Annotated in this window: 10 protein-coding genes; 9 read left to right on the forward strand and 1 reads right to left on the reverse strand. The window is 63.9% G+C overall.

The genetic code is table 11. The annotated features are described in order from the left end of the window. The first annotated feature begins 159 nt into the window (after window positions 1-159). The 7 genes from AC1DMA_RS12940 to AC1DMA_RS12970 all read left to right on the forward strand — a co-directional run bounded on the left by AC1DMA_RS12940 (window position 160) and on the right by AC1DMA_RS12970 (window position 10814). The gene (locus AC1DMA_RS12940; protein ID WP_478144428.1) at window positions 160-1038 is read left to right on the forward strand and encodes a GDSL-type esterase/lipase family protein; all 879 of its coding nucleotides are present in this window, start codon (window positions 160-162) and stop codon (window positions 1036-1038) included. 68 nt (window positions 1039-1106) lie between these two features. After that, window positions 1107-3005 carry a propionate--CoA ligase gene (locus AC1DMA_RS12945; protein ID WP_478144429.1) on the forward strand — a complete coding sequence of 633 codons (1899 nt, stop codon included), beginning with the start codon at window positions 1107-1109 and terminating at the stop codon, window positions 3003-3005. 253 nt (window positions 3006-3258) lie between these two features. After that, window positions 3259-6141 carry a 2-oxoglutarate dehydrogenase E1 component gene (locus tag AC1DMA_RS12950; protein WP_478144430.1) on the forward strand — a complete coding sequence of 961 codons (2883 nt, stop codon included), beginning with the start codon at window positions 3259-3261 and terminating at the stop codon, window positions 6139-6141. Between the two features lie 49 nt (window positions 6142-6190). Further along, complete coding sequence (odhB, locus tag AC1DMA_RS12955; RefSeq protein WP_478144431.1) at window positions 6191-7453, forward strand: 2-oxoglutarate dehydrogenase complex dihydrolipoyllysine-residue succinyltransferase; 1263 nt, start codon at window positions 6191-6193, stop codon at window positions 7451-7453. 143 nt (window positions 7454-7596) lie between these two features. Further along, complete coding sequence (gene lpdA, locus AC1DMA_RS12960) at window positions 7597-9024, forward strand: dihydrolipoyl dehydrogenase (protein ID WP_478123768.1); 1428 nt, start codon at window positions 7597-7599, stop codon at window positions 9022-9024. A 3-nt stretch (window positions 9025-9027) separates the two neighbouring features. Beyond that, entirely contained in the window at window positions 9028-10128 is a 1101-nt protein-coding gene (gene zapE, locus AC1DMA_RS12965) for a cell division protein ZapE (RefSeq protein WP_478123767.1), read from the forward strand. Then, window positions 10125-10814: a hypothetical protein gene (locus tag AC1DMA_RS12970; RefSeq protein WP_478144432.1), complete on the forward strand. Its 690-nt coding sequence runs from the start codon at window positions 10125-10127 to the stop codon at window positions 10812-10814. Before zapE ends, AC1DMA_RS12970 begins: the two co-directional genes overlap by 4 nt. Window positions 10815-10848: 34 nt before the next feature. Here the strand turns inward: AC1DMA_RS12970 and AC1DMA_RS12975 are convergent, their stop codons facing one another. Beyond that, on the reverse strand, window positions 10849-11619 hold the full coding sequence (locus AC1DMA_RS12975; RefSeq protein WP_478123765.1) for a PP2C family protein-serine/threonine phosphatase: 771 nt from the start codon (window positions 11617-11619) through the stop codon (window positions 10849-10851). Window positions 11620-11744: 125 nt separating this feature from the next. Between AC1DMA_RS12975 and AC1DMA_RS12980 the strand changes: the two genes are divergently transcribed. Both AC1DMA_RS12980 and AC1DMA_RS12985 read left to right on the forward strand, forming a co-directional pair. Further along, window positions 11745-11948 (forward strand): DUF465 domain-containing protein, encoded by a 204-nt coding sequence (locus AC1DMA_RS12980; RefSeq protein WP_478123764.1) that lies wholly within the window; start codon window positions 11745-11747, stop codon window positions 11946-11948. Then, window positions 11948-13960 (forward strand): ATP-dependent DNA helicase, encoded by a 2013-nt coding sequence (locus tag AC1DMA_RS12985; protein WP_478144433.1) that lies wholly within the window; start codon window positions 11948-11950, stop codon window positions 13958-13960. The genes AC1DMA_RS12980 and AC1DMA_RS12985 overlap by 1 nt, the downstream gene beginning before the upstream one ends. The last annotated feature ends 69 nt before the right edge of the window (window positions 13961-14029 follow it).

Below are 14029 nucleotides of genomic sequence, written 5' to 3' on the forward strand. Positions count from 1 at the left end.
CATCCAAGACAGCCCCGAGCCGACGCCTCGGATGCCGCCGAGGGCCTCTGGCAGAGCGTCCGTGCTGTCCTGCAACAAAATGACATGATTTCCGGCAGCCATTCAGCTGGCACCTTCTCGATAAAGAACACAGTTGAAGAGAAGAAGAAGGAGATCCCGATGCACTTGCCGGTCAACAGAATGCCGACCGTGATCGGTGCGTCCGCCGCGATGGCTGCGATTGCGCTCGCTTCGGTCACCGCGGCGCAGTGGCTGCGGGTGCGGCACTCACTTCGCACGGCCCGCACCACGTGGGCGGTCGATCACCCCTACCAGTGCAAGCCCGAGCAGCCGTCGGCGCGAGTCCTGGTGCTGGGCGACAGCACCGGTGTGGGGCTCGGCGCCAATCTGCCGGACGAATCGATCCCGGGAATGCTCAGCGCGGACCATCCGCAGGTCGAGATCACGAACCTCGCCGTCAGCGGCGCGCGATTGGAGGACGTTCGCAATCAACTCGACGCTCTGCCGGCCGGCGCTGCGGAGCCTGCCTACGACCTGATCCTCTTGATGGTGGGCGGCAACGACGTGCTGCGCCTGACGCCCACGGCACGCCTTGCCCTGGATGCCGATATCCTGCTGCCCGAACTGACCCGGCGCGGCACGAAGGTGCTCTGGCTGTGCAGCGCCAACCTGGGACTTGCACCGGTCTTCATGGCGCCGTGGTCATGGTGGGCGAGTTCGCGGACCTATCGGGTGTGCATGCTCTTCGAGCGAATGGCCGCGCGGCACGGCGTGCGCTTCATCAGCGTCTTCGGTGAGCGGCGAAAGGAACCGTTCTCGAGCGAGCCTTCGATCTATTTCTCGCCCGATGGCGTGCATCCCAGCAGTGCCGGATATCGCGCCTGCTATGAGCACCTGCGGGAGGCGGCCTGCCTGAATGAACTGATTCAGGATGCGCAAAGGCGCAACGCCGCCACATCCATGCTCGATGTGACTGCGCCTGTCGCCGCCACGCATGCAGCGTCTTTGCGCGTGGCGTGCGACGGGGCCGCCGTGTGAGTCAGCTTGCCGAAAGGCAACGGCTCATACTTGCAGCACGGCCTGCAGAGCCGACAGGAGACAAGCCCATGAGCCGCTATGCGGAGTTCTATCGCCGTTCCATCGATGCGCCCGAAGCGTTCTGGGCCGAGCAGGCCGAGTTGATCGACTGGAAGACGCCGCCGAAACAGATCCTCGATGCGAGTTACCCGCCTTTCGCGCGATGGTTCGCAGGCGGCACGACGAACCTTTGCCACAACGCGGTCGACCGGCATCTTCCTGAGCGCGGCGATCAACGGGCGTTGATCTTCGTGTCGACCGAAACCGGCGTCGAAAAAAGCTACACCTTTCGCGAACTGCACTCTGAAGTGCAGAGGATGGCCGCAAGCCTGATCGAACTCGGTGTCGGCAAAGGCGATCGCGTGCTGATCTACATGCCGATGATTCCGCAAGCAGCCTTCGCGATGCTGGCGTGCGCACGCATCGGGGCCATCCATTGCGTCGTCTTCGGCGGCTTTGCGAGCGGGTCGCTGGCATCGCGCATCGATGACGCCGCGCCAAAGGTCATCGTCAGTGCCGACGGAGGATCGCGCGGCAACAAAGTGCTGGCTTACAAGCCGCTGCTGGATGAGGCGATCCGCCTGTCGGCGCACAAGCCGTCCGCCGTGTTGCTGGTCGACCGCGGCCTCGCGCCGATGGCACTCACCGAAGGGCGCGACCATCTTGCGGCGCCGCTCCTCGAAAAACTCCGTGACACGGCTGTGCCATGCACCTGGCTGGACGCGACTGACATCAGCTACACCATCTATACCAGCGGCACCACCGGCAAGCCCAAGGGCGTGCAGCGCGACACCGGGGGCTATGCGGTGGCGCTTGCCGCGAGCATGAAGCACATCTTCGACGGCCGCGCCGGCGAGACGTATTTCTCGACCAGCGACATCGGCTGGGTCGTCGGCCACAGCTACATCGTCTATGGCCCGCTGATCGCCGGCATGGCAACCATCATGTACGAAGGCCTGCCGACGCAAGGCATCGACCGGCAACCTGATGGCGGAATCTGGTGGCGGCTGGTCGAGAAATACAAAGTCACGGTGATGTTCAGCGCGCCGACCGCGGTTCSCGTGCTCAAGAAGCAAGACCCCGCATTGCTGAAAAAATACGATTTGTCGAGCCTCCGGGCGCTTTTCCTGGCCGGCGAGCCACTGGACGAACCCACCGGCCGCTGGATCGGCGAGGGCCTCGGCGTGCCGATCATCGACAACTATTGGCAAACCGAGTCCGGTTGGCCGATCCTCACCGTGGCGAATGGCGTCGAGCCCACACCCAGTAAGCCGGGCAGCCCCGGCATCCCCATGTACGGGTTCAAGGTCAAGATCGTCCACGAAACCACCGGGGAAGAGCTTGTCGGCGCAGGCGAAAAGGGCGTCGTCGTCATCGAGGGCCCCACGCCCCCCGGTTTCATGCAGACCATCTGGAAAGACGATGCCCGCTTCATCGATACCTACTGGAAAAGCATTCCCGGAAAGATGGTCTATTCGACCTTCGACTGGGGCATCAAAGACGAGGACGGCTATTTCTACATCCTCGGCCGCACCGACGATGTCATCAACGTCGCCGGCCATCGCCTGGGCACCCGCGAAATCGAAGAAAGCATCTCCGGCCACCCCAACGTCGCCGAAGTCGCCGTGGTCGGCGTCGCCGACCTCCTCAAAGGCCAAGTCGCCATGGCCTTCGTCGTCCCAAGGAACGCGGCCGCCGATGCCGATTCCGCATTGCGTCTCGAAGGAGAAATCATGAAACGCGTCTCCGACGACCTCGGCGCACTCGCCCGTCCCGCCAGAGTCCGTTTCGTCACCGCCTTGCCAAAGACCCGTAGCGGCAAACTCCTCCGCCGAGCCATCCAGGCCGTCTGCGAACACCGCGACCCCGGCGACCTCACCACCATCGACGACCCCTCAGCCCTCCACCAAATCACCAACTCCCTTTAACCGCCCGCCGCCCCAATTCGCGAAATACCGCGGAACCGGCTTAGCCGGGCCGCCGGTATTGCCCCCGGTGGGGGGTGGAGAGCGACACGAAGTGCGCGAGCGTGGGGGCGAGCAACAGTGAACAGTGGCACAATGCGGCGGTACTCAGGCCCTTCCCCAGCCACAGTCGCATCCGCCAACCGGTTCAGCCGTGTCGCGGAAGGTTTCTTAAACCAGCTAGTGCTTCCTTCAGGGAAGCGAAGGTCAGCGGAATATGAGCGATTCCTCGTCGACGTCTTCGTCCGTCTACAGCGCCTATCAAGGCAACACCTACCTCTTCGGCGGCAACGCGCCCTATGTCGAAGAGATGTACGAAAACTACCTCACCAATCCCGGCAGCGTGCCCGACAACTGGCGCTCGTACTTCGACGCGCTGCAAAACGTCCCCGCCACCGACGGAACCAATGCCAAGGACGTGCCGCATCTGCCGGTCGTCAACGCTTTCGCGGAACGCGCCAAGCAGGGCACGTCGAAGGTCGTCGTCGCCACTGGCGCTGATTCCGAACTCGGCCGCCAGCGCACCGCCGTCCAGCAACTGATTGCCGCCTACCGCAACGTCGGCGCCCGCTGGGCAGACCTCGATCCCCTCAAGCGCACCGAGCGCCCAGCCATCCCTGAACTCGAACCATCGTTCTACGGTTTCTCCGACGGTGACCTCGAGACGGTGTTCAACACGAGCAACACCTTCTTCGGCAAGGACACAATGTCCCTGCGCGACCTGCTCAACGCCCTGCGCGAAACCTACTGCGGCACCATCGGCGCCGAGTACATGTACATGACCGACCAGGCGCAAAAGCGCTGGTGGCAGCAGAAGCTCGAAAGCGCCCGCACCAATCCGAAGCTCACCCCGGACGAGAAGAAGCGCGTGCTGGAGCGCCTCACCGCGGCCGAAGGCCTCGAACGCTTCCTGCACACCAAGTACGTCGGCCAGAAGCGCTTTTCGCTCGAAGGCGGCGAAAGCTTCATCGTCTCGATGGACGAACTCATCGACCAGGCCGGACGGCGTGGCGTGCAGGAAATCGTCATCGGCATGGCGCACCGCGGCCGCTTGAACGTGCTGGTCAATTCGCTGGGCAAGCTGCCCGCGGACCTCTTCGCCGAGTTCGACCACACGGCCCCCGAGGACCTGCCAAGCGGCGACGTCAAGTACCACCAGGGCTTCAGCTCCGACGTGTCGACGTCGGGTGGCCCGGTTCATTTGAGCCTGGCCTTCAATCCTTCGCACCTCGAAATCGTCAATCCCGTCGTCGAAGGCTCGGTGCGCGCGCGCATGGACCGCCGCGCCGATCCGCTCGGCAAACAGGTTTTGCCCGTCATCGTGCACGGCGATGCGGCCTTTGCAGGGCAGGGCGTCGTCATGGAAACGCTGGCGCTGGCGGAGACGCGTGGCTACTCCACGGGCGGCACGGTTCACATCGTGATCAACAACCAGATCGGCTTCACGACCAGCGATCCGCGCGACAGCCGCTCGACGCTGTATTGCACCGACATCGTCAAGATGATCGAAGCCCCCGTGCTGCACGTGAACGGTGACGATCCCGAAGCGGTGGTGCTCGCCACGCAACTCGCGCTCGATTTCCGCATGGAATTCCAGAAGGACGTGGTCGTCGACATCATCTGCTTCCGCAAGCTCGGCCACAACGAGCAGGACACGCCGGCGCTCACGCAGCCGCTGATGTACAAGAAGATCGCGCAGCACCCCGGCACGCGCAAGCTGTACGCCGACAAGCTCGCGGCACAAGGCCTGGGGGAGACGCTCGGCGACGACATGGTCAAGGCGCAGCGCGCCGCATTCGACGCCGGCAAGAACACGTCGGACCCGGTGCTCACGAACTTCAAGAGCAAGTACGCGGTCGACTGGAGCCCCTTCCTCAACAAGAAGTGGACCGACGCCGGCGATACGGCGATCCCCACCGCGGAGTGGAAGCGCCTCGCGGAACGCATCACCAAGGCGCCGGACAACTTCACCGTGCACCCGCTCGTCAAGAAGGTGCTCGACGACCGCGCCGCGATGGGTCGCGGCGACGTCAACGTCGACTGGGGCATGGGCGAACACATGGCTTTCGCCTCGCTGGTCGCCAGCGGCTATCCGGTCCGCCTGTCCGGCGAAGACAGCGGACGCGGCACCTTCACGCACCGTCACGCGGTGCTGCATGACCAGAACCGCGAGAAGTTCGACGAGGGCACCTATGTGCCGCTCCAGAACGTGGCCGAGAACCAGGCGCCGTTCGTCGTCATCGACTCCATCCTGTCGGAAGAGGCGGTGCTTGCGTTCGAATACGGCTACGCCTCGAATGATCCGAACACCCTCGTGATCTGGGAAGCGCAGTTCGGCGACTTCGTCAACGGCGCGCAAGTCGTGCTCGACCAGTTCATCGCATCGGGCGAAGTCAAGTGGGGCCGCGTCAACGGCATCACGCTGATGCTGCCGCATGGGTACGAAGGCCAGGGCCCGGAACACAGCTCGGCCCGCCTCGAGCGCTTCATGCAGCTGTCCGCCGACACCAACATGCAGGTCGTGCAGCCCACCACGGCCAGCCAGATCTTCCACGTGCTGCGCCGCCAGATGGTGCGCAGCCTGCGCAAGCCGCTGATCATCATGACGCCGAAGTCGCTGCTTCGTAACAAGGATGCGACTTCGCCGCTGTCCGAGTTCACAAAGGGCGGTTTCCAGACGGTCATTCCGGACACCAAGGACCTGAAGGCCGACAAGGTCAAGCGCGTGATCGCGTGCTCGGGCAAGGTCTACTACGACCTGGCGAAGAAGCGCGAGGAGAAGGGCACCGACGACGTGGCGATCATTCGCGTCGAGCAGCTCTACCCGTTCCCGCACAAGGCTTTCGCCGCCGAACTGAAGAAGTACCCGAACCTCGTGGACGTCGTGTGGTGCCAGGACGAACCGCAGAACCAGGGCGCCTGGTTCTTCGTGCAGCACTACATCCACGAGAACATGCTGGAAGGCCAGAAGCTCGGCTATGCCGGCCGCGCCGCCTCGGCGTCGCCTGCGGTGGGCTATTCGCACCTGCACCAGGAACAGCAGAAGGCGCTCGTCGACGCCGCCTTCGCAAAACTCAAGGGCTTCGTGCTGACCAAGTAAGAAGAACTCGATTCATTCACAAGAAACACGAAGCTGGAACTACATAAAAATGTCCATCGTTGAAGTCAAAGTCCCCCAACTGTCCGAGTCCGTGGCCGAGGCCACCATGTTGCAGTGGAAGAAGAAGGCCGGTGAGGCCGTCGCCGTCGATGAAATCCTGATCGAGATCGAAACCGACAAGGTCGTGCTGGAAGTGCCCGCGCCTTCGGCGGGCGTGCTGGCCGAAATCGTCGTGGGAGACGGCGCCACCGTCGTGGCCGATCAGTTGATCGCCAAGATCGACACCGAAGGCAAGGCTGGTGCTGCTGCGCCTGCGCCGGCTGCCGCTCCCGCGGCGGCTGCAGCCCCGGCCGCTGCTGCGGCAGCGACCGGCACCTCGAAGTCAGACGTCGCCATGCCCGCTGCAGCCAAGCTCCTGGCGGACAACAAGCTGAGCACCGGCGACGTGACCGGCACCGGCAAGGACGGGCGCGTGACCAAGGGCGACGTGCTCGGCGCAGTCGCTGGCGGCGCGACCGCCAAGGTGGCGGCGCCCGTGCCTGTCTCCACTGGCGCACCGAAGACGGCGTTGCCGCAAGTCGCAATGCCGGCCGGCCTGTCGAATCTTGGCGACCGCCCTGAACAGCGCGTGCCGATGAGCCGCCTGCGTGCACGCATTGCCGAACGCCTGCTGCAGTCGCAATCGACCAACGCCATCCTGACCACCTTCAACGAAGTGAACATGGCGCCCGTGATGGAAATGCGCAAGCGCTTCCAGGAAAAGTTCGAAAAGGAGCACGGCGTCAAGATCGGCTTCATGAGCTTCTTCGTGAAGGCCGCGGTGCACGCGCTCAAGAAGTACCCGGTGATCAACGCATCAGTGGACGGCACCGACATCGTCTACCACGGCTACTTCGACATCGGTATTGCCGTGGGCTCGCCCCGCGGACTGGTGGTGCCGATCTTGCGCAATGCCGATCAGATGAGTTTTGCCGACATCGAGAAGAAGATCGCCGAATACGGCGCCAAGGCGCGCGACGGCAAGCTGGGCATCGAAGAGATGACCGGCGGGACCTTCTCCATCTCCAACGGCGGCGTGTTCGGTTCGATGCTGTCGACCCCCATCATCAACCCGCCGCAATCTGCGATTCTGGGCGTGCACGCCACCAAGGACCGCGCGGTCGTGGAAAACGGTCAGATCGTTGTTCGCCCGATGAACTACCTCGCGATGAGCTACGACCACCGCATCATCGACGGCCGCGAAGCGGTGCTTGGCCTGGTAGCCATGAAGGAAGCGCTGGAAGACCCGGCGCGCCTCCTGTTTGATATCTAGCTCGCCCCCAGGCTGCGCGCACTTCGTGTCGCTTCGCCTTCCCCCTGCCGGGGGCAACACCGGCGGCCCGGCAAAGCCGGTTCCGCGGTGTTCGCGGATGAGATGCGAAGGCCGCGCGCTTCAAAAATGAAACGGAATAATCAATGAGCAAACAATTTGACGTCATCGTCATCGGTGGCGGCCCCGGCGGCTACATTGCCGCCATCCGAGCGGCGCAGCTTGGCTTCAACGTGGCCTGCATCGACGAATGGAAAAACGCCAAGGGCGGTCCGGCATTGGGCGGCACCTGCACCAATATCGGCTGCATTCCCTCGAAGGCGCTGCTGCAATCGTCCGAGCACTACGAGCATGCCGGGCACAGCTTTGCCGACCACGGCATCAAGGTCGAAGGCCTCGGTCTCGACCTGGCGAAGATGCTGTCGCGCAAGGACACGGTCGTGAAGCAGAACAACGACGGCATCGTGTATCTGTTCAAGAAGAACAAGGTCGCGTTCTTCCACGGCCGCGGCTCGTTCTCCAAGGCTGCGGACGGCGGCTACGAGATCAAGGTCGCGGGCGCTGCCGAAGAGAGCATCGTCGGCAAGCACATCATCGTGGCGACCGGCTCGAATGCCCGTCCGTTGCCGGGCGCGCCTTTCGACGAGGAACTGGTCCTTTCGAACGACGGCGCATTGCGTATCGGCGGCGTGCCCAAGAAGCTCGCGCTGATCGGCTCCGGCGTGATCGGCCTTGAAATGGGGTCGGTGTGGCGCCGCCTCGGTGCCGAAGTCACTGTGCTTGAAGCATTGCCGACCTTCCTCGGCGCCGTCGACGAGCAGATAGCCAAGGAAGCCAAGAAGGCTTTCGACAAGCAGGGCTTGAAGATCCAGCTCGGCGTCAATGTCGGCGAAGTCAAGCCAGGCAAGAACGGCGTCAGCATTGCCTACACCGACGCCAAGGGCGAAGCGCAGACGCTCGAAGTGGACAAGCTGATCGTCTCGATCGGGCGCGTGCCGAACACCAACGGCCTGAACGCCGAAGCCGTGGGCCTGAATCTCGACGAGCGCGGCGCGATCGTGGTGGACGACGACTGCAAGACCAGTCTTCCCAATGTCTGGGCCATCGGCGACGTGGTGCGCGGCCCGATGCTCGCGCACAAGGCCGAGGAAGAGGGCGTTGCCGTGGCCGAGCGCATCGCCGGCCAGCATGGGCACGTCAACTTCAACACGATCCCGTGGGTGATCTACACCTCGCCCGAAATCGCCTGGGTCGGCGAGACCGAACAACAGCTCAAGGCGAGCGGCCGTGCCTACAAGGCCGGCACCTTCCCCTTCCTGGCGAACGGGCGCGCCCGTGCGCTGGGCGATACGACCGGAATGGTCAAATTCCTGGCGGACGCGGCGACGGACGAGATCCTCGGCGTCCACATGGTGGGCCCGATGGTGAGCGAATTGATCTCCGAAGCCGTGGTTGCCATGGAATTCAAGGCCAGCGCCGAAGACATCGCCCGCATCTGCCATGCGCACCCGTCGCTGTCGGAGGCGACCAAGGAAGCGGCTCTGGCCGTCGACAAGCGCACGCTGAACTTCTGACCAGTGGGAGTCGTCAGGCAGGCCTATGACGCGGAGTTGGCCTCCCGGGGTTTCGCGAGCGACCCCGCGCAGCTCCGCGCCATCGATGCGCTCGATCGCTGCGCGAGCGAATGGGCGGACTTCAAGGCCCAGCGCTCGAACGCGTTCAAGAAGCTGATCAATCGGCCAGAAATCCCGCGCGGGGTCTACATGTATGGCGGCGTCGGACGCGGCAAGAGCTTCCTGATGGATTGCTTCTTCAACGCCGTGCCGCTGCGCCGAAAGACACGCCTGCACTTTCACGAGTTCATGCGCGAGGTGCATCGCGAGTTGGCCGAACTGCAGGGCACGGTCAATCCGCTGGATGAACTCGGACTGCGCATCTCCAAGCGATATCGGTTGATCTGCTTCGACGAGTTTCACGTCGCGGACATCACCGACGCCATGATCCTGCACCGGCTCCTGGTGGCGCTGTTCGAAAACGGCGTGGGCTTCGTCACGACGTCGAACTTCAAGCCCGACGACCTGTATCCCGGCGGTTTGCACCGAGATCGCATCCTGCCGGCCATTGCCTTGCTGAACGAGCGGCTCGAAGTCATCAGCGTCGACAACGGCACGGACTACCGGCGCCGCACGCTGGAGCAGGTCCGCCTGTATCTCACGCCCAACGGCGCCGCCGCCGACAAGGAGATGCGCAAGGCTTTCGAGCGCTTGGCCGAAAGCGCCGACGAGAATCCGGTGCTGCACATCGAGTCGCGAGAAATCCATGCGCTTCGCAAAGCCGGCGGAGTCGTCTGGTTCGATTTCAAGACGCTGTGCGGCGGACCGAGATCGCAGAACGACTACCTCGAGATTGCCAGCCAGTTCCACACGGTGCTGCTGTCCGACGTGCCCTACATGCCGGTGCGCATGGCCTCGGAAGCACGCCGTTTCACCTGGTTGGTCGACGTGTTCTACGATCGGCGCGTGAAGCTGATCATGTCCGCCGAAGTCCCCCCCGAGGCGTTGTATACCGAAGGCCCGCTGGCCCATGAATTTCCGCGCACGGTCTCCCGGCTCAACGAAATGCAATCGGCGGAATTCCTGGCGCTCGATCGCCGCGTCGTTGACACCCGCCTGACATGAAGAACACCGTCGCCGCCCTGTTGCTCGGATTGGCTGTCTTGCCGCTCTGGGCGCAGACATCCGCCACAAACGCCAACGCCGATCTCGACGCCGAACGCGCACGCCTCAGTGACGAGCGAAAGGCCGTGGAGACCCGATTCGCGGCGGAACAGGCCGCTTGCTACAAGAAGTTCGCGGTCGAAGGTTGCCTTCAGGACAGTCGCCGCCGTCGCCGTGCCGATACGGAAGACATCAAGCGGCAGGAAATGGCGATCAACGACTTCGAGCGCAAGCGCCGCGGCGCGGCCGAACTCGACAAGCTCGAGCAGCAAAAGTCGCCTCAGCAAGCGAAGGACGCGGACGCGAAGCGCGAGCAATCGCTGGAGTCGCAAAAGGGACGCGAGCAACGTGCCGCAGAGCATTCCGAGAGCCGCGCCCAGACGGCCGCTGGCGAAGCGGAGCAGAAGCGGCAGTTCGAGAACAAGCAGCGCGCCCATGCCGAGGAGCAGGCCAAGGCGGCAAATCGGAGGACTCAGGCTCCGGCCGAGCGGGCCGATTACGAGGCCAAGTTGAAGAAGGCCGAAGAGCATCGCGCCGACCTGGAGCGGCAGAACGCAGCAAAGACCAAGCCGAGATCGGCGCCGTTGCCGGCACCCGGCGCGGCGGCACCAGCGCCTGCGGCCCCTGGCACTCCGACCATGCCTTGAGCCGAGGCGCCGCGGACCCCTGGCGCTTCAATGCTCAGGCTTCGACGGGTAGCGGCTCGAGTTTCAGCACGACGATGGAGATGTTGTCCCCCGTTCCTCGTGCACGGCGGCGCGCTTCGGCCACCAGCAATTCGACAGCGGCCCGCGGGGGCTGATCGGACAGCAGCGCACCCATCTCTTCGGGCGTGAAGTAGTGCCACAGGCCGTCGCTGCACGCCATCAGCACGTCGCCGGTCACCATGCGCGGGATGAAGTGGATATCGACCGGCGGCGGCGTCGACTTCATGCCAAGGCACCCTAGGAGGATGTTGCTCTGCGGGTGCAGATTCGCTTCTTCATCGTTGATCTCGCCGCGGTCGACCAGCACCTGCACATACGAATGGTCCTTGGTGCGCTTGACCAGCCGACCTTTGTGAAAGTGATAGATGCGCGAATCGCCGGCATGGACCCACGCGCAGTCGCCTTCGGGATTCATGAGGAAAGCCGCCAGCGTGCTGTGCGGTTCCTGTTCGCTCGACACTGCGGTGAGCTTGATCACCGTGTGGGCGTCGTCGAGTATTTGCCGCAACACGGCGACAGGTTCGTCCCGGCCCGGCTTGTAGCGTCCAAAGAGCTGGCGCGCCGTCATCAGGACCTGGTCGGAGGCCTTGCGCCCACCGCTGCGGCCGCCCATGCCGTCCGCGACGACGCCCAGCACGCAGCCGGACACCCGCGGATGGGTCATGATGAGGACTTGGTCTTGCTGGTAGGGGCGATCGCCTTGGTGGAGGCCGGTAGCGGCGGCGAGTCGAAAGCTTCGGGTCATGTGGGCGCTGAGGCGCCGACGGCGCGATCTCTCATGTTTTCGTGCGAGCTGGACGAAGACGTATTATCGAGTGAACGCAAGCAGCGGAAGAGCCGCGAAAATGCGCCGTTTGTGAATTGCGCACGTTGGACTCCAATCTTCACTCTATTTCGCGACAGTTGATCGAGCTTCGGATCGAACACGCCGACCTCGACGCCTCCATCGACAGGCTTGGGGATGCAGTTCCGCGCGACGAACTGCTGTTGCGACGCCTCAAAAAGCGGCGACTGGGGCTGCGTGACGAGATCGCGCGCCTGGAACGCGCTCTAGATCCCCAAGAGCCAGCCTGATGTCCCTCGAGCAAGAAGTGCGCGAGGCCTTCGCGCAGGATGGCGTGCTCTCGCAGGCGGCCGAACAATTCCGCGAGCGCGAAGGGCAGACGCAAATGGCGCTCGCGGTTTCGCGGACCATCGAAGAAGGCGGCGTGCTCGTGGTCGAGGCGGGGACCGGCGTGGGCAAGACATTTTCATATCTCGTGCCTGCGCTGCTGAGCGGAGAGAGGGTGCTCTTGTCGACCGCCACCAAGACGCTCCAGGACCAATTGTTCGGCCGTGATCTGCCCCGGCTTGTTGCGTCGCTCGGGTTGCCGGTGCGCACCGCGTTGCTCAAGGGACGCGCAAGCTATTTATGTCTGCACCGGCTCGACCTCGCGCGCCATGACGCATCCATGCCTGAACGCGCCACCTTGCGCACCCTTGCGAAGATCGAACAGTGGTCCAAGTCGACTCGCACGGGTGACCTGGCTGAACTTCCGGGCCTGGATGAGCGCTCGCCATTGATTCCCCTGGTGACTTCCACGCGTGAAAACTGCTTGGGCGCGCAATGTCCCCAGTTCAAGCCGTGTCACGTGAATCTCGCGCGACGCGAGGCCATGGCGGCTGACGTCGTGGTCATCAATCACCACTTGTTTTTTGCCGATCTGGCCGTGCGCGAGTCGGGCATGGCGGAGTTGTTGCCAACCGTTCGGGTCGTGGTTTTCGATGAAGCCCATCAGTTGAACGAGACGGGCGTCCAGTTCCTGGGTGTGCAACTCGGTAGCGGACAGGCGCTCGATTTCGCCCGCGATTTACTGGCCGCAGGACTCCAGCATGCGCGCGGGCTGGTCGACTGGCAGCAAGTGGTGGCCGCGGTCGAGCATGGCTCGCGCGAGTTGAGGTTGTCCGTCGGCAAGCAATACCCGGGCACCAAGCTGCGCTGGTCCGCCGAATCGCCTGAAGGCGTCGGTGTGGACGCCTGGCAGGGCGCGCTCGATGCTTTGCAGCAAGCTTTCGAGGCGGCTGCGCGTGCGCTTGATACCGTGAGCGAGCTTTCCCCCGACTTCGTGCGTCTGCATGACCGCGCGCAGCAACTTTCCGAGCGCGCAAAACGCTTTGCCAAGGTTTGTCCCACAGGCTCCGTGCGATGGGTTGACGTCGGCTCGCAGTTGCGGCTGGTCGAATCGCCGCTGGACATTGCCGAGGCGGTGCGCACGCGCGTGCTCAAGACCGACGCGGCCAGCCCGGAGGACGATGGGCGTGCGTGGATATTCACATCCGCCACGCTCGGCGACGATCCCAGGCTGAAATGGTTCACCGAGCCTTGTGGCCTTGACGATGCCGAAGTCCTGCGTGTTCAAAGCCCGTTCGACTACGCACGCCAGGCGGCTCTGTATGTGCCGCGCGCTTTTCCCAAGCCCAACGACCCCGCTCATGGCCAACGCGTCGCCGGTCTTGCCGCTCGGGGTGCCATTCAACTGGGTGGCCGCACCTTGGTCCTGACGACGACCCTGCGCGCATTGCGCACCATCGGCGACGTGATCCGCCAGGAATTCGAGACCGTGGAGCCGGCGCTGCGACCTGAAGTGCTGGTGCAAGGCGAGCTGCCAAAGCGCACGTTGATGGATCGATTCCGAGAGGGCGCCACCGAGGGCCGAAGTGGTTGCGTGCTGGTCGCATCGGCGTCGTTCTGGGAAGGATTCGATGCCCCTGGCGATGCCCTGCAGCTCGTCGTCATCGACAAATTGCCCTTCCCGCCGCCCAACGATCCATTGGTAGAGGCCCGTTCCCAACGCCTTGAATCTCAGGGACGAAGCGCCTTCGGCGACTATTCGCTACCCGAAGCAGCCGTCGCCCTCAAGCAGGGCGCCGGCCGCCTGATCCGTCGGGAGACAGACATGGGCGTCCTCGCCATCTGCGACACACGACTCATCGCCATGGGCTACGGCCGTCGTCTGCTGGCTGCGCTCCCGCCCATGCGAAGAATCGAAACCGAAGAAGATTTCGACACCGCCGTAGCCAACCTGGCAAGCAGCCGACAAGTTTGATCCACCACCGCCGTCCCGCCGCGAGGCGCCGTACCTTCACCTCGGGGGGTGGAGTTACATGAAGCGAAG

This window comes from Variovorax sp. 05N34 (assembly GCF_056397405.1).

Excerpts from the sequence above, each read along its gene's own strand:
- AC1DMA_RS12940 (WP_478144428.1), top strand. The coding sequence starts at position 160 with ATGCACTTGCCGGTCAACAGAATGCCGACCGTGATCGGTGCGTCCGCC.
- AC1DMA_RS12950 (WP_478144430.1), top strand. The coding sequence starts at position 3,259 with ATGAGCGATTCCTCGTCGACGTCTTCGTCCGTCTACAGCGCCTATCAA.
- odhB (WP_478144431.1), top strand. The coding sequence starts at position 6,191 with ATGTCCATCGTTGAAGTCAAAGTCCCCCAACTGTCCGAGTCCGTGGCC.
- lpdA (WP_478123768.1), top strand. The coding sequence starts at position 7,597 with ATGAGCAAACAATTTGACGTCATCGTCATCGGTGGCGGCCCCGGCGGC.
- AC1DMA_RS12970 (WP_478144432.1), top strand. The coding sequence starts at position 10,125 with ATGAAGAACACCGTCGCCGCCCTGTTGCTCGGATTGGCTGTCTTGCCG.
- AC1DMA_RS12975 (WP_478123765.1), bottom strand. The coding sequence starts at position 11,619 with ATGACCCGAAGCTTTCGACTCGCCGCCGCTACCGGCCTCCACCAAGGC.
- AC1DMA_RS12985 (WP_478144433.1), top strand. The coding sequence starts at position 11,948 with ATGTCCCTCGAGCAAGAAGTGCGCGAGGCCTTCGCGCAGGATGGCGTG.